General features: G+C 68.5%; 19 protein-coding genes. 8 read left to right on the top strand and 11 right to left on the bottom strand.

What is annotated here, in order from left to right; all coding sequences use genetic code 11:
- From AC6R2M_RS02925 to AC6R2M_RS02900, 6 genes are all read left to right on the top strand, one after another.
- A complete protein-coding gene (locus AC6R2M_RS02925; RefSeq protein ID WP_500485338.1) occupies nucleotides 1-1,374 on the top strand; it encodes an L-serine ammonia-lyase in 1,374 nt (457 codons plus the stop codon).
- Nucleotides 1,375-1,496: 122 nt separating this feature from the next.
- Complete coding sequence (locus tag AC6R2M_RS02920; RefSeq protein ID WP_500485336.1) at nucleotides 1,497-2,783, top strand: aromatic ring-hydroxylating oxygenase subunit alpha; 1,287 nt, start codon at nucleotides 1,497-1,499, stop codon at nucleotides 2,781-2,783.
- Nucleotides 2,784-2,883: 100 nt separating this feature from the next.
- Nucleotides 2,884-3,984: an FAD-binding oxidoreductase gene (locus tag AC6R2M_RS02915; protein WP_500485334.1), complete on the top strand. Its 1,101-nt coding sequence runs from the start codon at nucleotides 2,884-2,886 to the stop codon at nucleotides 3,982-3,984.
- Nucleotides 3,985-4,054: 70 nt separating this feature from the next.
- Nucleotides 4,055-4,597 carry a hypothetical protein gene (locus AC6R2M_RS02910; RefSeq protein WP_500485332.1) on the top strand — a complete coding sequence of 181 codons (543 nt, stop codon included), beginning with the start codon at nucleotides 4,055-4,057 and terminating at the stop codon, nucleotides 4,595-4,597.
- A gap of 122 nt (nucleotides 4,598-4,719) precedes the next feature.
- On the top strand, nucleotides 4,720-4,974 hold the full coding sequence (locus AC6R2M_RS02905) for a type II toxin-antitoxin system Phd/YefM family antitoxin (RefSeq protein ID WP_500485331.1): 255 nt from the start codon (nucleotides 4,720-4,722) through the stop codon (nucleotides 4,972-4,974).
- Nucleotides 4,974-5,390: a type II toxin-antitoxin system VapC family toxin gene (locus AC6R2M_RS02900; RefSeq protein ID WP_500485329.1), complete on the top strand. Its 417-nt coding sequence runs from the start codon at nucleotides 4,974-4,976 to the stop codon at nucleotides 5,388-5,390. Before AC6R2M_RS02905 ends, AC6R2M_RS02900 begins: the two co-directional genes overlap by 1 nt.
- A gap of 4 nt (nucleotides 5,391-5,394) precedes the next feature.
- Here the strand turns inward: AC6R2M_RS02900 and betA are convergent, their stop codons facing one another.
- Nucleotides 5,395-7,062, bottom strand: coding sequence for a choline dehydrogenase (gene betA, locus AC6R2M_RS02895; protein WP_500485328.1), 1,668 nt, complete (start codon nucleotides 7,060-7,062; stop codon nucleotides 5,395-5,397).
- The gene (gene betB, locus AC6R2M_RS02890; RefSeq protein ID WP_500485326.1) at nucleotides 7,059-9,170 is read right to left on the bottom strand and encodes a betaine-aldehyde dehydrogenase; all 2,112 of its coding nucleotides are present in this window, start codon (nucleotides 9,168-9,170) and stop codon (nucleotides 7,059-7,061) included. Before betB ends, betA begins: the two co-directional genes overlap by 4 nt.
- Before the next feature lie 247 nt (nucleotides 9,171-9,417).
- Between betB and AC6R2M_RS02885 the strand changes: the two genes are divergently transcribed.
- A complete protein-coding gene (locus tag AC6R2M_RS02885; protein WP_500485325.1) occupies nucleotides 9,418-10,371 on the top strand; it encodes a choline ABC transporter substrate-binding protein in 954 nt (317 codons plus the stop codon).
- Between the two features lie 303 nt (nucleotides 10,372-10,674).
- On the opposite strand, the gene AC6R2M_RS02880 is transcribed toward AC6R2M_RS02885, so the two are convergent.
- Genes AC6R2M_RS02880 through coxB form a run of 3 tightly spaced genes read right to left on the bottom strand, consistent with a single transcriptional unit; the run spans nucleotide 10,675 to nucleotide 14,341 of the window.
- A complete protein-coding gene (locus AC6R2M_RS02880) occupies nucleotides 10,675-11,031 on the bottom strand; it encodes a hypothetical protein (RefSeq protein WP_500485324.1) in 357 nt (118 codons plus the stop codon).
- On the bottom strand, nucleotides 11,028-13,613 hold the full coding sequence (gene ctaD / locus AC6R2M_RS02875; RefSeq protein ID WP_500485322.1) for a cytochrome c oxidase subunit I: 2,586 nt from the start codon (nucleotides 13,611-13,613) through the stop codon (nucleotides 11,028-11,030). Before ctaD ends, AC6R2M_RS02880 begins: the two co-directional genes overlap by 4 nt.
- Nucleotides 13,610-14,341 carry a cytochrome c oxidase subunit II gene (gene coxB / locus AC6R2M_RS02870; RefSeq protein ID WP_500485320.1) on the bottom strand — a complete coding sequence of 244 codons (732 nt, stop codon included), beginning with the start codon at nucleotides 14,339-14,341 and terminating at the stop codon, nucleotides 13,610-13,612. Before coxB ends, ctaD begins: the two co-directional genes overlap by 4 nt.
- A gap of 12 nt (nucleotides 14,342-14,353) precedes the next feature.
- Here coxB and AC6R2M_RS02865 point away from each other — a divergent pair, with 12 nt between their 5' ends.
- Nucleotides 14,354-14,854, top strand: coding sequence for a DUF2231 domain-containing protein (locus tag AC6R2M_RS02865; protein ID WP_500485318.1), 501 nt, complete (start codon nucleotides 14,354-14,356; stop codon nucleotides 14,852-14,854).
- Here the strand turns inward: AC6R2M_RS02865 and AC6R2M_RS02860 are convergent.
- The 6 genes from AC6R2M_RS02860 to AC6R2M_RS02835 all read right to left on the bottom strand — a co-directional run bounded on the left by AC6R2M_RS02860 (nucleotide 14,818) and on the right by AC6R2M_RS02835 (nucleotide 22,714).
- A complete protein-coding gene (locus tag AC6R2M_RS02860; protein ID WP_500485316.1) occupies nucleotides 14,818-15,357 on the bottom strand; it encodes a CopD family protein in 540 nt (179 codons plus the stop codon). The genes AC6R2M_RS02865 and AC6R2M_RS02860 overlap by 37 nt on opposite strands.
- Nucleotides 15,354-16,109, bottom strand: coding sequence for a cytochrome c oxidase assembly protein (locus AC6R2M_RS02855; RefSeq protein WP_500487464.1), 756 nt, complete (start codon nucleotides 16,107-16,109; stop codon nucleotides 15,354-15,356). The genes AC6R2M_RS02860 and AC6R2M_RS02855 overlap by 4 nt, the downstream gene beginning before the upstream one ends.
- Before the next feature lie 277 nt (nucleotides 16,110-16,386).
- Complete coding sequence (locus AC6R2M_RS02850) at nucleotides 16,387-17,241, bottom strand: N-acetylmuramic acid 6-phosphate etherase (RefSeq protein WP_500485314.1); 855 nt, start codon at nucleotides 17,239-17,241, stop codon at nucleotides 16,387-16,389.
- Nucleotides 17,242-17,314: 73 nt separating this feature from the next.
- A complete protein-coding gene (locus tag AC6R2M_RS02845) occupies nucleotides 17,315-18,253 on the bottom strand; it encodes a ring-cleaving dioxygenase (RefSeq protein ID WP_500485312.1) in 939 nt (312 codons plus the stop codon).
- A 62-nt stretch (nucleotides 18,254-18,315) separates the two neighbouring features.
- A complete protein-coding gene (locus AC6R2M_RS02840) occupies nucleotides 18,316-18,933 on the bottom strand; it encodes an alpha/beta hydrolase (protein WP_500485310.1) in 618 nt (205 codons plus the stop codon).
- A 271-nt stretch (nucleotides 18,934-19,204) separates the two neighbouring features.
- On the bottom strand, nucleotides 19,205-22,714 hold the full coding sequence (locus AC6R2M_RS02835; RefSeq protein ID WP_500485308.1) for an indolepyruvate ferredoxin oxidoreductase family protein: 3,510 nt from the start codon (nucleotides 22,712-22,714) through the stop codon (nucleotides 19,205-19,207).
- Nucleotides 22,715-22,761 lie beyond the last annotated feature (47 nt).

The following is a 22,761-nucleotide window of genomic DNA, read 5'->3' as shown; positions in this document are numbered from 1 at the left end:
ATGGTCTCGGTTTTCGACCTCTTCAAGATCGGGATCGGGCCGTCCTCCTCGCACACGGTCGGCCCCATGCGCGCGGCGGCGATCTTCGCCGAGCGCCTCGCGCGCCACGACCGCGTCGCCGACCTCGCGCGACTGGAGGTGCGCCTCTACGGGTCGCTCGCCTTCACCGGCAAGGGCCACGGCACGGCGGAAGCGATCGTGCTCGGCCTTGCCGGCGAGCATCCCGAGACCGTGGATCCGGACGGGGTTGCGACGATCGTCGCGCAGGCGCGCGAGACCGGGCGCATGCGCCTGTCCGGACGCCGCGACATCGCCTTCCAGCCCGAGACCGACATCGTCTACGACTTCGTCGGCCAGGCGCCGCACCATCCCAACACCATGGCCTTCACGGCGGTGGACACGCGCAACGGCGTCCTTCTCCACGAGCGCTGGTGCTCGATCGGAGGCGGCTTCATCGTGCCGGAGGACGAGGTGGAGACGCCTTCCGTCGAGACCGGCACGCAGGTCCCGTTCCGCTTCCGCTCCGGCCGCCTGCTCCTCGCCATCGCCGAGCGCGAGGGCAAGTCCATCGCGCAGATCGTGCGCGCCAACGAGGAGGCGCTGCGCTCCTCGGACGAGATCGAGACGCATCTGACACGCGTCCTCGACACCATGATGGGCTGCATCGACCGGGGGCTCGCCGGCGAGGGCGAACTGCCGGGCGGACTGAAGGTGAAGCGCCGTGCCCGGTCGCTCGCCGGCAAGCTGGCCGCCGACGCCTCCCGCAACGACCGCGATCCGCACGAGGTCATGGACTGGGTGTCGCTCTACGCGATCGCCGTGAACGAGGAGAACGCGGCCGGCGGGCGTGTCGTCACGGCGCCGACCAACGGGGCCGCCGGCATCATCCCCGCCGTCCTGCGCTACTATCGCGACCATTGCCGGGGCGCGAGCCGGGCCGGAATGGAGACCTTCCTCCTGACCGCGACCGCCATCGGCGGCCTGTTCAAGGAGAACGCCTCGATCTCGGGCGCCGACGTCGGCTGCCAGGGCGAGGTCGGCGTCGCCTGCTCCATGGCGGCGGCGGGGCTCTGCGCGGCGCTGGGCGGCACACCGGAGCAGGTGGAGAACGCGGCCGAGATCGGGATGGAGCATCATCTGGGGCTCACCTGCGATCCCATCGCCGGACTCGTTCAGGTGCCCTGCATCGAGCGCAACGCCTTCGGGGCGGTCGCGGCGGTCCAGGCGGCCTCGCTCAGCCTTCGCGGAGACGGCACCCATATCGTCTCTCTCGACAAGGTGATCGTCACCATGCGCGAGACCGGCCGGGACATGGCGTCGAAATACAAGGAAACCTCGCTCGGGGGCCTTGCCGTGAACCACCCGGAATGCTGATAGCGAGCCACCCGACCGCCATGGCGCAATTCCGACGAAATTCGTCGGTTGTGAGAAGGCATTGGGTCCACCAGTCCCACAAGACTTGGATCTCGTAACGGCGCCGCATCGGAGTGGACGTCATGCTCGACAGTCATCAGCCCCCCCTCGTGTCGCTCCTGCGCCGCCGCCGGCCCGGCTATTCGCTGGAAGCGCCCTTCTATACGAGCCCGGAGATCTTCCAGGCCGACATGGAGGGCATCTTCGAGCGGCACTGGATCTTCGTGGGCGTCGAGCCCGACGTGCCGGAGGCCGGCGACGTCATGGCGATCGACGTCGGCCGCAACGCGATCCTGATCGTGCGCGACGACGACGAGAAGGTGCGGGCCTACCACAATGTCTGCCGGCACCGCGGCGCCCGCCTCTTCCACGACGAGAAGGGAACGGTCGGCAACCTCGTCTGCCGCTACCATTCCTGGACCTACAATCTGGAAGGCGAGCTGATCCACGCCGACCACATGGGCGAGAGCTTCGACCCGAAATGCTTCGGTCTGAAGCCGATCCACATCCGCTCGGTCGCCGGTCTTCTCTTCATCTGCCTCGCCGAGGACGCGCCGGCGGATTTCGACGAGATGGCGAGCGCGATGGCGCCCTACATCGCGCCTCACAACATCGCCAACACCAAGATCGCCTATCAGAGCGACATCGTCGAGCAGGGCAACTGGAAGCTCGTGATGGAGAACAACCGCGAGTGCTATCACTGCGGCGCGAACCATCCCGAGCTGACCGTGCCGCTCTTCGCCTACGGCTTCGGCTTCGCGCCCGAGCAGCTGGACGACGCCGAGCGCGAGCAGGCGGACCGCTATGCCTGCCTCGTCACCGACAGCCATGGCGAATGGGAGAAGGCGGGCATCCCGTCGCGCATGCGCGAGCATCTCGACGACATGATCTCGGGCTACCGCACCGAGCGCCTGCCGATCGACGGCGACGGCGAGAGCCAGACGATGGACACCAAGGCGGCCTGCAAGGTGCCTCTGGGGTCCTTCACCTCCGCCAAGATGGGCGGGCTGACCTTCTGGACGCAGCCCAACTCCTGGCACCACCTGATGGGCGACCACATCGTGACCTTCAGCGCGATCCCGCTGTCGGCCGGCGAGACGCTGGTGCGCACCAAATGGCTCGTCCACAAGGACGCGGTGGAGGGCGTGGACTACGATCTGGCCAACCTCATCGAGGTCTGGACGCAGACGAACGCGCAGGACGCCGAACTGGTGGGCTTCTGCCAGAAGGGCGCGGTGGACCCGGCCTACGAGCCAGGCCCCTACTCGCCGCACACCGAGATGCTCGTGGACAAGTTCTGCAACTGGTACATCGCCCGGATGCGAGCGCATTTCGACCCCGAGCCGGCGGTGAAGGCCGTGGCCGCCTGACGAGCCGCCAGGGGACGCCGCCTCGGCTCCACATTCTCGAAGCACCGGGCCCCGTTCGGCCCGGTCTCCCACCCATGCCGAGCCCGAAAGCATCCCTTCGATGAGCGAAGCCGCGCCCGTTCCCACCCGCTTCTTCGAATGGAATCCGGAGGAGGACGACGTACTGATCTGTCGCGCCAAGCGGCAGGAGACGCACGACGTCACCACCTTCGTCTTCGCGCCGCGGTCGGAGCGGCGCTTCAACTTCAAGCCCGGCCAGTTCCTGACCTTCGAGTTCGAGATCGACGGCGAGACGATCCATCGCTGCTACACGATCTCCTCGGCGCCGAGCCGGCCCGACGTCGTCTCCATCACCGTCAAGCGCGTGCCGAACGGCCCGGTCTCCAACTGGCTGCACGACCATTTCGTCCCGGGACAGGCGCTGAAGGCCACGGGGCCGATGGGCGAGTTCTCGTGGACCGACCACGCCTCGCGCTCCGGCAAGTACCTCCTGATCTCCGGCGGCTCGGGCGTCACGCCCATGATGTCGATGGCCCGCACCGCCTACGACCTCGCCGAGATCCGCGACACGATCTTCCTGCACGCGGCGCGCACGCCCGACGACATCGTCTTCGACGACGAGATCGCGATGATGAGCCGGCGCAACCGCTCCATCAAAGCGGCGCATGTCGTGGAGAACGACAGCGCGCTCCGTGCCTGGCCGGGCTTCCGCGGCCGTCTCTCGCGCGCCCATATCGAGGCGGTCGCGCCGGACTTCCGCGAGCGGGAGATCTTCGTCTGCGGCCCCTCGCCCTTCATGAAGGCGGTCGAGGGAATCCTGCGCGACGCCGGCTTCGACATGAGCCGCCATCACCAGGAGAGCTTCAACTTCGAGGAGCTCGCGCCGGCCGAACAGGCCGCCGTCGAGGAGGCCGCCGCCGCGCTGGAAAGCGAGGTGAAGAGCTGGAAGATCGAGTTCACCAAGACGCGACGCGTGGTGGACTGCCCGGAGAACATGACGATCCTGGAGGCCGCCAAGCGCGCCGGCATGCGGCTGCCCTCCTCCTGCTCCAAGGGCATGTGCGGCACCTGCAAGTCCAAGAAGGTCTCGGGCGACGTGGAGATGACGCATCAGGGCGGCATCCGCCAGCGCGAGGTCGACGCCGGCATGATGCTGATCTGCTGCTCCAAGCCGCGGTCCGACGTGGTGGTGGAGCGGTAGACGAGAAGCGGACGGAACCATCCGCGTTGCGACGCGCTTGCGGATTGGTTGAACGGACAGGGAACTGTCGATGATCCGCATCATCACAGCCGTCTTCGCCGTGCTTCTCATCGTCGTCAGCGTGAGCAACGCCCGCTCGCAGGGAATCGACGATCCGCTGTCGGCCCCAATCGAGGTGCTGGAACGCTCGGCACCGGCCGAGCATCCGCTGCATCTCTTCATCCTCGCGATCCGCAAGTTCGAGGCAGGTGAAAAGGACGACGCCGTGCGCTGGCTCTACGTCGCGCAGATCCGGACGCGGTTCCGGCTGATGGTCGAGCCCGATCTCGACCCGAGCGGCGAGCCGGCTCTCTTCGTCTCCTTCATGGAGGCGATCGGGCGCCCCATCAACGAGTGGGCCGGCGGGGATGTCGATCTTTGGACGCGCCAGATGCAAGCCGCGCTGGATTGGGACGCGGCCAACGACAATGGCTTCACGCCCAAGGCCGACCACCCGGGCGAGTTGGAGACGGTGCGCGCCGGCCTCGCCGAACTGATCGTCTCGACACGGGCGGCGCGAGAAGAAATCCGCGCGACGCGCGAGGCGAACGGGTTGGAGAACCGGAGGCCCTGACCGCGCTCTCCGCCGAGCGGAGGTTTCGCGATCGCCACGGTTCGAAACAACGGAGCGGCCTTGAAGCGGGCGGACCGATGTAGCATCTTTCTCGAAGATCGAGACTACATTGGAGAGCGCTCATGAAGACGATCAGCGCGCGAACCCTCAATCAGAACGTCAGCGCCGCCAAGCGGATGGCGGCGGAGGAGCCCGTTGTCATCACCGACCGCGGCAAGCCTTCGCTCGTGCTGATGTCCTACGATGAGTTCGAGCGACGGACCGCCAAGCCGTTCGTCTCCGTCGTCGATGTCATCGCCGACCGCCGGCCCGAGGCGGATTTCGATTTCGAGATCCCCCGCCTCGACTGGACGCCGCGCCCTATTGATTTCGATTGATGGAGTACCTGTTCGACACGAACATCTTCGGCGAACTTCGGCGTCCGGACCTGATGGACCCGAAGGCGCTCGAGTTCCTGTCAGCGATTCCATCCGACAGGACCTATCTGTCCGCCATCTCGCTGCTCGAGATGGAAACCGGTGTCCTGCGCATTGAACGGAAGGACCCGTCGCAGGGAATCATCCTTCGGCAATGGCTGGACGCGATCCTTGCATTCTACGACGGCTCCCGAATCCTAGTCGTCGATGCCGATATCGCCCGACGATGCGCCGCGAAGCATGTTCCCAACCCACGCAGCTACTATGACGGGCTGATCGCAGCGACGGCGGAACACCACGGGATGACGATCGTCACACGAAACGACCGTGACTTCTCGGACGCAAGCATTCCGGTCGTGAACCCCTGGAAGAGTTGAGCGCTCAGGCCGCCGACACCCGCTCATCCCTCTCCCGCCGCACCTCATCCGTCGTCGCGCGCAGCGCCGGTCGCCCCCGGATCGCGTCGGCGAGCTTTTCCGCCAGCATGATCGTGGGGGCGTTCAGATTGCCGGTCGTGATCGACGGCATCACCGAGGAATCCACGACCCTCAGCCCCTCCACGCCGTAGACCCGGCCCGCCTCGTCGACGACGGCCATCGGGTCGTCCTTCGCCCCCATCTTGGCCGTGCAGGAGGGATGGTAGGCGCTCTCCACGTGCTCGCGCACGAAGGCGTCGATGTCCGCATCGCTGGTCACGTGCTCGCCCGGCGAGATCTCGCGCCCGCGCCAGCGCTTGAAGGCGGGCTGCGCGAAGATCTCGCGCGTCAGCCGCACGCAGGCGCGCATCTCGGTCCAGTCGTCCTCGTGGCTCATATAGTTGAAGAGGACGCGCGGGGCGTCCGCCGGGTCGGCCGAGGCCAGGCGGACATGGCCGCGCGATTTCGAGCGCATCGGGCCGACGTGAGCCTGGAAACCGTGCTCGGAGGCGAGCTGGTTGCCGTCATAGGTCACGGCCAGCGGCAGGAAGTGGTACTGGATGTCGGCATGCGCCACGTCCGGCCGCGACTTGATGAAGCCGCAGGTCTCGAAATGGTTCGTCGCGCCCAGCCCGTTCTTCAGAAGCAGCCATTGCGCGCCGATCCGGCCTTTGGCGGCCAGACTCTGCGCCGAATAGAGCGTGACCGGCTCCTTGCAGGCGAGCTGGAAGTAGAACTCCAGATGGTCCTGCAGGTTCTCGCCAACGCCCGGCCGATCCGCGACGACCGGAATGCCATGCTCGGCAAGCTCGGCGCCCGGCCCGATGCCGGACAGCTTCAGGAGCTTGGGCGAATTGATCGAGCCGGCCGACAGGATGACCTCGCGCCGCGCACGCACCTCGACCGACCGGCTGCCGAGACGATAGGCGACGCCGACGGCGCGCCGCTCCTCGATCACGACCCGCTCCACCAGCGCGTGGGTGACGACGGACAGGTTCGGCCGGTTCATCGCGGGCCGCAGATAGGCGTTGGCGGTCGACCAGCGGCGCCCGCCATGGACGGTCATGTCCATGCGCCCGAAGCCCTCCTGCGTCGCGCCGTTGTAGTCCGGATTCTCCGGGTAGCCCGCCTCCTTCGCCGCCTCGACGAAGGCCTGATAGAGCGGGTTGGAGAGCGTGCCGTAGCTCGTGTGCAGAGCGCCCTCGCCGCCGCGATACTCGTCACCGCCGGCCGAGCGGCGCTCGGCCTTCTTGAAGTAGGGAAGCACGTCCCGATACGACCAGCCCGCGGCGCCTTCCGCCTCCCAGCGGTCGAAATCCTCGCGCGCGCCGCGCACATAGACCATGCCGTTGATGGAGGAGGACCCGCCGAGAACCTTGCCGCGCGGCAGGTTCATGCGCCGGCCGTTGAGATGCGGCTCGGGCTCGGAGACGTATCCCCAATTGTACTTCTTCATGTTCATGGGGATCGAAAGGGCGCTCGGCATCTGGATCAGCACCGAGCGGTCCGAGCCGCCATATTCGAGCACGAGCACGCTCGTGCCGGGGTCCTCGCTCAGCCGGTTGGCGAGGACGCACCCCGCCGAGCCGGCGCCGACGATGACATAGTCGAAGGTTTCAGGCGTCGCGCTCATGGGTAGGGGGTCTCCACCGAACCGAGATTGACGTAGACGCTCTTGACGCGCGTGTGGGCTTCCAGCGCCGCGCGGCCGTTCTCCCGGCCGATGCCCGAGCGCTTCACGCCGCCGAAGGGCAGTTCGATCGGCGTCAGATTGTAGGCGTTGATCCAGGTCGTTCCGGCCTCCAGCCGCGCGATCACGCGGTGGGCGCGCGCCATGTCTCGGGTGAAGACGCCGGCCGCGAGCCCGAATTCGGTCGCGTTGGCGCGCTCGATCACCTCCTCTTCCTCGCGGAAGGAGAGGACGCTCATGACCGGGCCGAAAATCTCCTCGCGGGCGAGCCGCATGTCGTCGGAGACCTCGTAGATGGAGGGCGAGACGAGGAAGCCGCGATCGAGCGCGCCTTCGGTGACGCGCCCGCCCTGCACGACGGCGCGTGCGCCGTCGGACCTGGCGATCTCCAGATAGGACAGGACCTTCTGCATGTGGTCGCGCGAGATCAGCGCGCCGACATGGGTGCGCTCGTCCTTCGGATCACCGACGATCAACTGGCGGGTGCGCTCGGAAAGCCGCTGCAGGAAGGCGGCGCGGAGGCCCTCCTGCACGAAGACGCGCGTTCCGTTCGAGCAGATTTCGCCGGCCGAATAGAAGTTCGCCAGCATCGCCGCCCCGACGGCGTCCTCGAGGCTCGCGTCGTCGAAGACGATCAGCGGCGACTTGCCTCCGAGTTCGAGCGTGACCTGCTTCAGCGTGGACGCAGCGTCCGCCATCACGCGCTTGCCGGTGCCGACCTCGCCGGTCAGCGAGATCTTCGCGATCTCCGGATGGGTCGAGAGAAGCCGCCCGGTGGAGGCCGGGCCCTGCACCACGTTGAAGACGCCGTCCGGCAGGCCCGCCTCCGTCATGATCTCGGCGAGCTTGGCGGCCGAAAGCGGGGTCAGTTCCGCCGGCTTGAAGATCATCGCGTTGCCGGCCGCCAGCGCGGGCGCGGCCTTCCAGCAGGCGATCTGGATCGGATAGTTCCACGCGCCGATGCCTGCGACCACCCCCAGCGGCTCGCGCCGTGTGTAGCCGAAGGCGCTCGGGCCGAGGTCCACCTGTTCGCCGGCCAGCCCCGCCGCCAGACCGGCGAAATATTCGAGGCAGTCGGCGCCGGACGCGGCGTCGGCCACGCGCGTCTCCTGAATCGGCTTGCCGCTGTCGAGCGTCTCGATCTCGGCCAGTTCCTCGTTGCGCTCGCGCAACAGGGCGACGACGCGGTTGAGAATGCGTCCGCGTTCGGCGCCGGTCATCGCGCCCCACACCGCCTGGCCCTTCCTTGCGGCGGCGACGGCCGCATCGACCACGGAGGCATCGGCGATCTCGACGGTGGCGATCGGCTCGCCCGTCGCAGGATCGATCGTCTCGAAGGTCTCGGCCTCAGGCGCGGCATGGTAACGCCCACCGACATGGCTGGAGACGACCGGCAGTCCGGCACGGCGAAGCGCGGGGCGGGGAAGCTGGGCATCGGCCTTCCCGGCGCGCGCGATCTCGGCATCGACGAAGCGCCCGGCGATGTCGCGCGCAAAGGTGCCCTTGTCGCCGCCTCCGGCATCCAGCGTCTCGCGCAGCCACAAGCCGTCGATCATCGCCGCGAGAGCGTGTGCGATGCGCGTGGCCGCATCCGGCGACACCAGACAGCGCAGAGCGTGGCGCAGATTGGACTGGGTGCGGGCGCGGTAGACGTTCTGGATGCGCTTCAGGCGCGGCGAGTGGAGGGCCTGGCCCCAGAAAGCGAGCCAGACCGCGCCGGTGTGCGCGTCGAACTCCTCGGGCGCCAGATTGGCGTCGATCACCGCCTGGATCCGCTCGCGCGGGCTGCCGGCGTCCGCGAGCCTGCGCCGCGCGCCCTGCCCGACGCGGCGGGAGAGTTCGCGCAGCGTCGCCTCCAGAAGCCCGTCCTTGTCGCCGAAGTAATGCGACACGAGGCTCGGCGCGACGCGGGCCCGGCCGGCGATCTCGGTGAGGGAGGCGGCGGCGAATCCCTTCTCGGCGAGAGCGGCAAGCGTCGCCTCCACGAGCTGGCGCCGGCGGGCGTCCTCTCCCGAAGGGGTTCGGTCGAAAGTCTGATCGAGCATCGTCATGCGGAGACTATAACAACGATTGAATGACCGTTCAATGACACGGCGTATGCTGAGCCTCGTACGGCGTGAGAGGCGACCGGGAGCACGTGCAGGTTCGGGAATGCCGCCGCACTCTTCTGAACGATCGTTCAAGCCGTCGCCCTTTTGACAATCGATCGTTTTGGCGCAGACTCCCTCATACCCCCGACGCCCGGTGGAACGGCACTTCGAGCCGGTCCGCGCCCGGCCCCCGCCAGAAGGAACAGCCTTGAGCCCGATCCGCACCGCCCTCGCCCTCTCCACCCTCCTGTCCGCCGGCGCCTTCGCGCTCCCGGCCGCAGCGCAGAGCGAGCCGGAGGCCTGCCGCGCCGTTCACTTCGCCGATGTCGGCTGGACCGACATCACCGCGACGACGGCGACGGCCTCGGTGGTTCTGGAGGCTCTCGGTTACCAGCCGCGCACCAGCGTGCTGGCCCTGCCCGTCACCTTCACCTCGCTCGCCAACGGCGACGTGGACGTTTTCCTCGGCAACTGGATGCCGACCATGGAGGCCGACATCGCGCCCTATCGCGAGGCGGGCACGATCGACATCGTCCGCACGAATCTCGAAGGCGCTCGCTACACGCTGGCCGTTCCCCGCTATCTCTACGAAGCCGGGCTGACGAGCTTCCAGAAGATCGCGGAGTATCGCGACCAGCTGTCGGGACGCATCTACGGCATCGAGCCCGGGAACGACGGCAACCGGCTGATCCTCTCCATGATCGAGAGCGACCAGTTCGGCCTCGGCGACTTCGAGATCGTGGAAAGCTCCGAGCAGGGCATGTTGTCCCAGGTCGCGCGCCAGACGCGGTCCGAGCAGCCCATCGTCTTCCTCGGCTGGGCGCCGCATCCGATGAACTCGAACTTCGACATCGAATATCTGGAGGGCGGCGACGAGGTCTTCGGGCCGGACTATGGCGGCGCGCGGGTCGACACGCTGACGCGCTCCGGCCTGTCGGAGGACTGCCCGAACCTCGGCGCCTTCCTGTCCAATCTGGAGTTCACGCTCGACCTCGAGAACGAGGTGATGGGCGCGATCCTCGACGACGGCGCGAACCCGGAGGCTGCCGCCCGCGAATGGCTCGCCGCCCATCCCGACACGCTGACGCCCTGGCTGGAAGGCGTGACGACGGTCTCCGGCGAGCCGGGCGAGGCCGCCGTCAGGACGGCGCTCGGGCTTTAGGGCCGACGCACCGAAGCTCCCTCCTTCTCCCGCTTGCGGGAGAAGGTCCGGCAGGGGATGAGGGTTTCGCAGGGCGCGGCCCCTCCTGAGGCGGTGTCCGGCCAGCAGGGCGGCCGTCAGGCCCTCACCCGGCCGCTTCGCGGCCACCCTCTCCCGCGAGCGGGAGAGGAACGGCGCCTCATTCGTCGCAGTTTCGAAGGTCCAAGCGTTCTGATCTCTCACCTTTGAGGGGGAGATGCCCGGCAGGGCAGAGGGAGGCATCGTAGAACGCGAGCTGAATCAGCTCCGATTCCGAACGCCTGCCTAGAGACAGGTCGACAGGGTCGTGACCATGAAGAAGTTCACGACCGTCGTCGCCAGCGCCAGCGCCGTCAGCGCGATGCCGGACGTGCGAAGGAAGGGCGAAACGCCCTTCCCTTCCGCGTAATAGAGCCTGACGTTCACCCACAGCAGAACGCCGATCCCGGCGAGGCAGCCGATCCAGGCCAGCGTCAGCGCCGCGCGGTTCAGCGAAACCGGGCCGACGCGAACCGCGTCCCATCCGTAGGCGCAGCCGAAGGACAGCGTCGCGTACATCAGCGTGAAGGCCGCGCTCCAGGCGACGAAGCCGCCGATCATCAGGATCGCCGCCGGATAGCGGTTGGTGGCCGGATACTTCATGCGCCCGGCCCCATGCGAACCAGCGTGGGAAGGAGGAGCGCCAGCCCGATGGCCAGCACGGTGACGATCGCCGTGTAGTCGTGCCAGAGCCGGCCGACCATCAGGGCCGCCCGCCGCGTCGGCGCGACGTAGCCGGCCCGCGCCCGCTGGAGCCCGACGCCCGACAGGACGAGCCCGACGAAGGCCTGCATGCCGACATAGCACAGGAGCGCCATGACCGACGCGCCGTAGGCGTGGGCCGTCGGATCGGGCAGGTGATAGGCGATCACGATCGCCAGCCCCGACAGCGTCACGCCATGCGCGATCATCGTGGCGAGGAGCGAGATGTCGCGGCGCCGCAGGCGTCCGGCCGCGTTGAGGAGCATGGCCTGCCGCCCCGCGCCCGCCGCGAAGAGCGCCGAGAGCACCGTGCCGACGAGGAGCCCGCGTCCGCTCGTCATCATCTCCGGCGGCGGCCAGGACGGCGCGACCAGCCAGAGGAAGAGGACGCCGAACAGCAGCGAGCCGAACAGCGAAAGGTTCGCCACCAGCGTCGCGGCCATCGCCATCTCGGGCGTCGAGCCCTCCGTCTCGGCCGCCGTCTTGACGCTGATGCCGCGACCGATCGGCAGCGGCCCGTAATCGACCAGATGCCCCTGCCCGCGCGTCCAGGAGACGAGCATGGCGACGGTGGCCAGGATGCCGACCGGCGTCAGCCAGTAGAAGCCGAAGAGGAGCGACAGGAAGACGGTCGAGGTGACGAGCGCGGTCCACAGCGGCAGGAAGGTGGCCCGCGGCAGGATGATGATGCGCTGGATGTCGCCGGTGATCGGGTGGACGCCGAGCGTTTCCTGCCAATGGTTGCGGGCATGGCCGAGATAGCCCTCGCCGCGCGCCAGACGCACGTCGAGGTCGGGCACGAGGCGCAGCGGCTCGCGGGAGGAGACGTGCGGGACCGAGGCGAAGGCGTAGGAGGGCGGCGGGGTCGGCATCGCCCATTCCAGCGTCTTGGCCTCCCAAGGATTGCGCTCGGTCTTGCGGCCGAAGCGCACCTGCATGATCACGTCGACCACGAAGAGCGCGAAGCCCATCGTCATCAGGAACCCGCCGAAGGAGGACAGGAGGTTGAGCTCCGTCCAGCCGGCCTCGGCCGGATAGGTCTCGATGCGCCGCGGCATGCCGCGAAGGCCGGTCAGGTGCATCATGAAGAAGGTGAGGTTGAAGCCGACGAAGATCAGCCAGAACGCCGCGTGGCCGAGGCCGAGCGTCGTGCGCTTCCCGCTCATGTGCGGGATCCAGTAATAGGCCGCCGCGAGCATCGGGAACACGAAGCCGCCGACGAGCACGTAATGGAGATGGGCGACCACGAAATGGGTGTCGTGGACCTGCCAGTCGAACGGCACGACGGCGACCATGACGCCGGTCAGGCCGCCCAGGACGAAAATGAAGAAGAAGCCGAAGATGTAGAGCATCGGCAGGCTGAATTTCGGCCGCCCGTCGAGCAGCGTCGCCAGCCAAGCGAAGATCTGCACCGCCGTCGGGATCGCGACCATGGCCGAGGCGGCCGAGAAGAAGGCCAGCGCCAGATGCGGAATGCCCACCGTGAACATGTGGTGGACCCAGAGGCCGAAGGAGAGGAAGCCGACGGCGACCACCGCGACGACGATCCAGGTGTATCCGACGATCTCGCGCCGGGCGAGCGCCGGAATCATGGTGGAGAGCAGCCCCGCCGCCGGCAGGAAGATGATGTAGACCTCCGGGTGGCCGAAGAGCCAGAAGAGGTGCTGCCAGAGGAGCGAGTCCCCGCCCCGCGTCGTGTCGAAGAAGGGCAGGTCGAAGGCGCGCTCCACCTCGAGCAGGATCGAGCCGAGGATCAGCGGCGGGAAGCCGACGAGCATCATCACCGCGGTGACGAGGATGTACCAGCCGAAGAGCGGCATCTTGTCGAGCGACATGCCCGGCGCGCGCATCGACAGGATGGAGACGGTGATCTCCACCGCCGCGCACACGGCCGAGATCTCGACGAAGGTGATGCCGAGCAGCCAGACGTCGGAATTGATGCCCGGCGAGAACACGCTCGAGGAGAGCGGCGTGTACATGAACCAGCCCGAATCCGGCGCCACGCCGAAGAACATGGCGACGAGGAGGATCGAGCCGCCGAAGATGTAGCACCAGAAGCCGTAGGCCGTCAGGCGCGGGAAGGCGAGGTCGCGCGCGCCCAGGATCTTCGGGATGAGGTAGATGGCGATCCCCTCGAACATCGGGATCGCGAACAGGAACATCATCAATGTTCCGTGCATCGTGAAGATCTGGTTGTAGAGATCCGCGTCGAGGAAGGCGGTGTCCGGCGTCGAAAGCTGCGCGCGGATCAGCATCGACAGGACGCCGCCGATGCCGAAGAAGACGAAGGCGGCGACGATGAAGCGCCGGCCGACGATCGTGTGGTTGACGGCCGACAGCCGGCCCCAGCCGGTCGGCGTCTTCCAGATCTCGTGCAGATCTTCGTGCAGGCGCACCGGATCGACCGAGGCCGAGGCTCCCGTCGCCGACGCGGCGGGGCGGGCAGGCGCGGGAATGGCGCCGCTGCCGGTCGTCGCGCTCATTGTCCGACCTCCGCGATCGGGTCGGCGAAGCCGCCGGCCCGCGCCGCCTCGTACTCGTCAGGGGCGTAGGCCACCACGTCGAACCTCATTCCGGAATGGCCGAAGCCGCAATATTCGGAGCAGATGCCGCGATAGATGCCGGGGTTGTCGGCTTCGATCCGCAGCGTGTTGGTGTGGCCGGGTATCGCGTCCATCTTGCCGGCGAGGCGCGGCACCCAGAAGGCGTGGATGACGTCGCGTGTGGTGATCCGGACATCCACGGGCCGGCCGGCCGGCACGTGCAGGACGTCGATCGTGCCTTCGATCTCCGGTGCGTCCGGATAGGTGAAGACCCATTGCCAGCGCTCGCCGCGCGCCTCGACGACCACGCGCCCTTCGGCGGACGGGTGGGCCAGGAGCCCCTCGCCGCGTGTCAGCGCGTAGAGGAGGAGCGCGGTGAGGACGACGAACGGCATGACGAAGCCGCCATAGAGCAGCCAGGCGCGGTTGGCGCCCTCGCTCCAGCGCCAGTTCGGCTTCAGGAAGGCCAGCGCGAAAAGCACCATGACCATGAGGAACAGGAAGGTTCCCCCGATCAGCATCACGTACCAGATCTCGGCGATCGAGGCGGCGGCGGGACCGGCCGGATCGAGCGTCGAAAGCGGCCCGGCGCAGGCCGATAACGAAACTGTCGAGAGCGCGAGGCTGCCAAAGGCGAGAGGGCGCGATAGATTCGCCGAAAGGCCCATGGAGCAAGCACGATGGCGAAGTCCCAATCCGACCCCAATCCCGTGATCGCCGACGTCGCGCGCCACGACCTTCAGTCGGCCGTCGCGGTCGCCGGGCACCCGTTGCACGCGATGAGCGTTCATTTCCCGATCGTTCTCATGTTCGGCACGCTCGCGGCGGACCTCGCCTACTGGTTCTCGGCCGACCCGTTCTTCATGCGCGTCGGCGTCTGGGTGGCGGGCTTCGCCTTTCTGTCGGGCGTGGCTGCGGGAATCGTCGGCACGGCCGAGCTGATCCTGGTGAAGGGCATCCGCGTGCGCGCGGCGAGCTGGACGCATGCCGTCGCCGCGATGACGCTCATTTCCATCGCCGGCGCCAACTGGGGCCTGCGCCTGACCGACCCGGAGCAGATCCTGCCGGTCGGCCTGTTCCTGTCGGTCGTCGGCGCGGGCGTGACGGGCATCGCCGGCTGGTACGGCGGCAAGCTGGTCTTCGATCATGGCGTCGGCATCCTCATGTCCAAGGACGACTGAGGTCCGACGTGAGGCAGGTCTGAGCCGAAACCGAGCGTCTCGCCCAGCCAGCCCGGCTGGAACATCGCGGACGGAATGGGGAAGTCGTCGAGCGGCGGCTTCCACAGGACCGTCACGAGGATGGCGCTCGTCGCCAGCGACGCGGCGGTGATCGCGCCCACCGCCTTCCAGGCCGGGAAGGAGCCTTCGTCCTTGAACACCTCCACCACCTCGCTCCCGGTGCGGATATGGATCTTGGCGAGAATGCCGACGAAAAGCAGCTTCAGCGCGAACCAGAGGGTGAAGGTCTCCTGCGCGAAGATCAGCGCCGTCCCGGTTCCGATCGCGATGAAGGCCGCCGGCGAGATGACGATGATGAAGGCGAAGCGCGTCGCGCGCTGCAGCGCATAGAGCTGGTCGCCCACGATGTCGGGGCGGCGCAGCAGCATGAGCGGGACGGAGATCAACCCGGCGCACCAGATCGAGAGCGTGGCGATGTGGATCGCCTTCATCCACGCGATCATGCGCGACGGGCTCCGCTCTGGGCGCCGCGAATGGCCGTTGCGGCCAGAAGCAGCGACGCGATCAGATAGGGCAGCGCCCCCGGCACCCACATGATGAGGCCGGCGAGCTGCTGGTCGGCCAGGGCGGTGATGCCGAAGGGTTCGGTCGAAAGGAAATGCGCCTGGTAGAGCGGGCGCGGGGCGAAGGTGATCAGCGCGCCGAGAAGGCCCATCTGCATCATCGCGGCGAGAAGGACGAGCGGGGCGGCCATCGCGCGGCGCGGGTCGCCGAGGACGCTCGCCCAGAAGAGGATCGCCGTCAGAAGCAGCGTGCCCTGCATCAGCCAGTACAGCGCGTCGGAGCGCAGCGCCCATTCGTAGGGCATCGGCGCGTGCCAGAACCAGAGCGCCGCCGCGTGGACGAAGAGCCAGAGGCCGGGATGGGGCAGGTTCATCCTCGCGCGATAGGGGTTGGCGAGCGCCAGGAAGGGCGCAGCCACCGCGACGAGAAGGACGTGATGGGCCACGCGCGCGGAGAAGAGCGCGGCGGACAAGGCGCAGAGCGGCGAGACGAAGGCGACGAGAAGCGTGCCCCAGCCGAGCCAGAAATAGAGATCGCGACGCCCGTCCTCCGGCGCGGCGGGAACCCGGCGGCGGGCGAGCACGTAGAGAAGGGGGACGAGCCCGAGGCAGGCCAGCAGCACCGGATCCAGCGTCCAGCGCATCCACAGCTCCGACGGGAGCGGGGGCGCGCCGCAGAAGGGCAGCGTCACGGTGTCCAAGGCTTCGGTCCCCTCAAGGCGTCGCGTCCGCCACCATCTCGCGCGCAGGGGCATCCGGTAAAGCCGGACGCCGCGTGCGAAACCGTCAGCCGCACAACAGACATATCGCAGCTTCCAGTATCGGGAAGCCGGTGGAAACCCGGCACCGCACGATCGGCATGACTTTCCGGTGATCCGCCGGCGTCGCCCGGACGTCGCATGCGGCTCGCGCCAAGCCCGGTGGCGGATCGAAGAAGGGTGGAACCGAGGAGGTGGCGTGACCTTCCGCTCAGGAAGCGGTGCGCCCCTCCACCGCCCGGAGCGCCCGAACCAGATCGTACCCGCAGGCTTCCAACGCGGCGCCCGCGGCGGAATCGTCGCAGCCCGTCAGCTCCACGAGCATCGTACGCGCCCGCTCGCGAAGCTTCGCATTGGTCGCGCGCATCGCCACCATCCGCCCGCCGGCGGTGCGGCCGAGCGCGATCATCAGGCCGGTGGAGAAGGTGTTCAGCGCGATCTTCTGCGCCGTGCCGGCGGCAAGGCGCGTGGAGCCCGCCAGAACCTCCGGGCCGGTGCGAAGAAGCACCGGGCGGTCGCAGGCCGAGAGCAGCGGCGTATCGGGATTGTTGGCGATGCCGACGACGAGCGCGCCCCGCGCCATGGCCTGCCGGGCCGCTGCGAGCGTGAAGGGGGTGCGCCCGCTGGCGGCGATCGCGATCAGGACGTCGGCGGGCCCGAGCTCCGCGCGCGCCACCGCTGCACCGCCTTCCGCCGCCTCGTCCTCGGCACCCTCGCGCGCCTGAACGATTGCGCCCTCCCCGCCAGCAAGGAGCGCGAACGCGCGCTCCTTGGGCCAGCCGAAGGTGGGTCCGAGCTCCGCCGCATCGAGCATGGCGAGGCGGCCCGAGGTGCCGGCGCCCGCATAGACGAGGCGCCCACCGCCCTCGATGCGCGGCAGCGCCGCCTCCAGCGCGGCGGTCAGCGCCGGCAGGGCCGCCTTCGCGGCGGCCAGCGCGATCGCATGCCCGGCCACGAGGGCCGACAGGAGATCGGCGCGCGGCCACGCGTCCAGATCCCGATAGGCGTCGAGCGCCGTCTCGGTCTCCAGGGCCGCGCGGCCGCGCGCATCGTCGGTCTGCGTCATGCCGGCCTTCCCACCCGTGTCCGCTGCGATGGCAGAACGCGCAAGGAAGGCCGGGGGTTCGCGTCCGTGTTCGTCAGAGCGGCTTCAGGCCCGCTTCGATCTCCGCACGGCGCGGCTCGAGGAACGGCGGCAAGGCGAGGCCTTCGCCCATCGTTTCCATCGGCTCGTCGGCGTGGAAGCCGGGCCCGTCGGTGGCGATCTCGAACAGGATCCCGTTCGGCTCGCGGAAATAGAGCGAGCGGAAGTAGAACCGGTCCACCGGGCCGGAGGACGGCAGGCGCACGCTCGCCAGACGCTCCGACCAGTAGCCGTAGGCGTCGTCCGGCACGCGGAAGGCGACGTGATGGACGCCGCCGCCGCCCGGGCGAACGCGCGGCAGGTTCGGCTCGACCGCGACATGCAGTTCCGCCGAGGCACCGCCCTCGCCCATCTCGAAGACGTGGGTCGTCGCGCCCGACGGCCCCTCATAGGTGCGCGCTTCCCGCATCTGGAGGATCTGCTCGACCGCCGCCTTGGTGGGCGCGAGGTCGGGCACGCTCATGGTGATCGGCCCGAGCCCGCGGATCTGGTGCTCGGCCGGAACCTCGCTCTTCTCCCAGACCGCGAAGCCGCCCTGGCCGCCGTCGTCGACGAGGGCGAGGCGCTGACCCTCGAAATCCTCGAAGAGGATGGTCATGCGACCGTCCAGCTCCTCGGCCGGGCCGCGCTCGACATTGTGCGCGTCGAGACGCTGCGCCCAGTAGTCGAAGCTGTCCTGGCCCGAGATGCGCAGGGCCGTGCGCACGATCGAGTTGGTGCCGCGCTTCTCCGGCAGGGTCGGGAAGTCGAAGAAGGTGATGTCGGTGCCCGGCGAGCCTTCGCCGTCAGCATAGAAGAGGTGGTAGGCCGAGACGTCGTCCTGGTTCACGGTCTTCTTCACCATCCGCATGCCGAGGATGCGGGTGTAGAAGTCGTGATTGCGCGAGGCGTGCGCGGTCACGGCGGTCAGATGGTGGATGCCGGTGAGTTGCATGGCGTTGTCTCCTTCGGAAAGTCGGGCGTCGTGGGGCAGATTTCGAACGCGAAGGCGGGTCGTCATCGCGCGCCGAGCCATTGCGAGGCGAGCGAGACGTCGGACTGGGTCAGGCCGTGGCCGGCCGGAAGCACATGATGGGTGACGGCGGCGCCGGCTCCTTCCAGAACCGAAGCGAGGCGTCCGGCGTTGTCGGCCGGGATGATCGGGTCCGCCGCGCCGGAAAGGATGAGGACGGGCTTGCCCGACAGATCGGTGGCCGGCGCTTCCTCCAGCGGAACCATCGCCCGGATCAGCACCGCCCCGGCGAAGGCCTCCGGCCGGCGATAGAGAACGGCGGCGGCGATGTTGGCCCCGTTCGAGAAGCCGAGCGCGATCGGCGCGGCCAGACCGTAGGCCTCGCGGGCCTCGGCGACGAAATCGGCCAGTTCGTCGGCGCGGGCGCGCACGTCGTCGTGGTCGAAGACGCCTTCGGCCAGGCGCCGGAAGAAGCGGGGCATGCCGTTCTCGGAAACCCGGCCGCGGGGCGACAGAAGGCTCGCGCCCGGCGCGACCATCCGGCCGAGACCGAGGAGGTCCGCCTCGTCGCCGCCGGTGCCGTGAAGCAGAAGCAGCGGTGCGCGGTCGGCGCCGCCCTTCTCGAAGCGGTGGATGTGGGAGAGGTCTTTCGTCTGACTCATCGGCGGGGCTCCGGTCGGGTCAAGATGCCGGGCCTCGTCGAAAGCGCCCGGCGGTCCATTCCCATATGGGCGAACCCGTCCGGCCTGTCGCCTGTTGACGATCGGACGCACTGTCAACGGAAAGGATGGACAATCGCGTGAGACCGCGCCGAAGAACGGCGCGCTAATGCGATCTACGACGCCCCTTCTGGGCCGCCGCCGATCGTCCCTTCAGGGAGGCGCCCGGCAGGGCGGAGGGCGCGAGTTGCCGCAACCGTGGAAGGAACTCGCCCTACTCCCCTGGAACCAGCTCCCGCTCCACGGCCGCCGGCTTCGGAGCCTGCGCCAGCAGGGCGGACAGCTCTGCCCGGCGCTTGTCCGCCTTCTGCATCGACGCCGCCTTGACCGGGCCGAAGCCGCGAATGTCGGCGGGCAGCGACAGGAGCTCGACGGCGATGTCGAGATTGTCGGCCCGCGCCAGACGCGCGACCTCCTCGAACGTGTGCTCGTAGCCTGCGATCAGCGCCCGCTCGGCACGGCGCTCGGCCGTGTAGCCGAAGGGGTCGAGCGGCGTGCCGCGAAGCGCCTTGCCCCGCGCCAGCAGGCGGAAGGCGGTCATCATCCACGGCCCGAAGGCGCGCTTTCTGGGCCGCCCGTTCGAATCCTCGCCCGGCAGCAGGGGCGGAGCGAGGTGGAACACCATCCGACCGCCCGGCTCGAACTCCGCCGCGATCTTCTGCGCGAAGCCCGTGTCCGAGTGCAGCCGCGCGACCTCGTACTCGTCCTTGTAGGCGAGGAGCTTGGCGTAGTTCTGCGCCACCGCCCGCTCCAGCCGTCCGCCGGCCGAGAGCTTGACGTCGAGCTTGCGGGCCTCGCCGACGAGGTCGCGATAGGTCTGGGCCAGCGCCTCGTCTTGATATTGGGCGAGGAAGCGCGAGCGGTGCTCGATCAGCTCGCCCGTCGTCATCTCTTCCAGCGTCTTCGGCCGATCTTCCGCCGGACGCAGGATATCGGCGATCCGCTCCGGCGCGTGGGCGGCGAGCCGCCCCCAGGCGAAGGCGTCGAGATTGGCGCGCACCGCGACGCCGTTGATCTCGATGGCTTCGGTGATGGAGGCGAGGGAGAGCGGCACCAGGCCGCGCTGCCACGCATAGCCGAGCATCATCACATTGGTGGCGATGGCATCGCCCGAGACCGCCTCGGCGAGTTCGGTGAAGTTCAGGAAGTCCGAACCTTCGGCGACCGACTTGCGGATGGCCGAGCCGACGAGCGTGCGGCGGAAGTCGAAGTCGGGATCGCGGACGAACTGGGCGACCGGGGTCAGATGGGTGTTGACGACGGCGCGGGTGCGCTCGCGCGAGACGAGCGTCTGCGCCTCCTTGGACGCCGCCACCACGTCGTCGGCCGCGATCAGGATGTCGGCCGAGCCGGCCACGATGCGCGGGCAGGTCACGTCCTCGGCGCGCCGGCCAAGCCGAACGTGCGAGAGGACCGCGCCACCCTTCTGCGCCAGCCCCGCCATGTCGAGCAGCATCGGCGCCTTGCCGTCGAGATGGGCGGCCATGCCGAGGATCGCGCCGATCGTCAGCACGCCCGTGCCGCCGACGCCGGTGATGGCGACGTTCACCGGGTCGGTGAGCTCGGGAACCACCGGCTCGGGAATGTCCGAGGCGTTCGGCGCCGCGATGGCCGATCGCTTCTTCAGCTGCGCGCCTTCGATGGTCACGAAGGAGGGGCAGAAGCCCTTCAGGCAGGAGAAGTCCTTGTTGCAGGAGGACTGGTTGATCTGCCGCTTGCGGCCCATCTCCGTCTCCAGCGGCTCCACGGAGATGCAGTTGGACTGCACCGAACAGTCGCCGCAGCCCTCGCAGACCGCCGGGTTGATGACGACGCGCCTGTTCGGGTCCTCCATCAGGCCGCGCTTGCGGCGCCGGCGCTTCTCGGCCGCGCAGGTCTGGTCGTAGACCATGGCCGAGACGCCCTTGACCTCCCGCATGTCGCGCATCACCGCCTCCACGTCGTCGCGGTGGTGGATCGCGACGCCGGGCGGCAGGAGGGCCGCGGCGTAGTTCTCCGGCTTCTCGGACAGGAGAACGATCGGCCTCACGCCCTCCTGATGGAGGAGATGGGCGATCTTCACCGGGTCGAGCTGCCCGTCGACGCTCTGCCCGCCCGTCATGGCGACGGCGTCGTTGTAGAGGATCTTGTAGGTGACGTTGACCTTGGCCGCGACCGCCTGGCGGACGGCCAGATGCCCGGAGTGGAAGAAGGTACCGTCGCCGAGATTGGAGAAGACGTGCGGCTCGTCGGTGAAGGGCGCCGTGCCGGTCCAGGCGACGCCTTCGCCGCCCATCTGGCTGAACGTGTCGGTGTTCCGGCCCATCCAGGTGACCATGTAGTGGCAGCCGATACCGCCGAGGCCGCGCGAGCCCTCGGGCACCTTGGTCGAGGAATTGTGCGGGCAGCCCGAGCAGTAGAAGGGGGTGCGCGCGACGGGCGGGGCGACCTTGCGGTTGCGCTCGTTCAGCGCCCGGAAATGAGCGATGCGCCGCTCGATATAGGCCGTGTGCTCGGCGTCGAGATGGCTCATGGCGAGGATGCGTTCGCCGATGACGATCGCGGCCGTGGCGACGCTCAGCTCCTCGGCGAGCGAGAGCACCGGATGGTCCTTGGTGTCGAATTTGCCGACGATGCGCGGGCGCACGTCGTGCCGCCAGTTGAAGAGCTGCTGCTTGATCTGGTTCTCGATGATCTCGCGCCGCTCCTCGACGACGAGGATCTCCTCCAGCCCGACCGAGAACTCGCGCACGCCCTCCGGCTCCAGCGGCCAGGGCATGCCGACCTTGTAGAGCCGCAGCCCGGCCTTGTGGGCGGTGTCCTCGTCGACGCCGAGCTCCTTCAGCGCCTGGCGAACGTCCTCGTAGGCCTTGCCGGAGGCGATGATGCCGAGCCTGGCGTCCGGGCTGTCGAGCGTCACGCGGTCGATGCGGTTGGCGCGCGCGAAGGCGATGGCCGCATAGGGCTTCAGCGTCTGCAGGCGATGGTCCTGCGTCCAGCGGTCGTCGGGGATGCGAAGGTTCAGCCCGTCGGCGGGGATCTCGAAATCGTCCGGGATGACGAACTGCCGGTTCTCCCCGGAGAGATCGACGGAGGCGGTCGTCTCGACCGTATCGGCGATGACCTTGAGGCCGACCCAGCAGCCCGAATAGCGGCTCATGGCGATGCCGAGCAGGCCGAACTCGACGAATTCGTGGATCGAGGAGGGATAGAGCACCGGGATGATCGCCGCCATGAAGGCGTGGTCGGACTGGTGCGGAACGGTGGAGGATTTGGCCGAATGGTCGTCGCCCGCGACGACGAGGACGCCGCCGTATCTCGACGAGCCGGCCGCGTTGGCGTGCTTGAAGACGTCGCCCGAGCGGTCGACGCCCGGCCCCTTGCCGTACCAGATGCCGACGACGCCGTCCTTTCGCGCGCCGGGCGACAGGCCGACCTGCTGCGAGCCCCAGACGGCGGTGGCGGCCAGTTCCTCGTTGACGCCGGGCTGGAAGACGATGCCGTCCTTCTCCAGCGCCTTTTGCGACTTCATCAGCTGCTGGTCGTAGCCGCCGAGCGGCGAGCCGCGATAGCCCGAGATGAAGGTGCCCGTGTTCAGCCCGGCTTCGCGGTCGCGCCGCATCTGGACCATCGGCAGGCGCACCAGCGCCTGCGTCCCGGACATGAAGACGCGTCCTTCGTGCGCCGTGTATTTGCGATCGAGTTCGCCCGATGCGATGCCCGCTTTCGCGACCGTCTGGCCCATGACATGCCTCCCGACATGGACTTCGATGATCGGCGGGCGTGAGGCCC

It is taken from the genome of Aureimonas sp. CAS (assembly GCF_059838215.1).
Note: the sequence above shows the minus strand (reverse complement) of the source record. Positions and strands in the feature narration are given on the sequence as shown.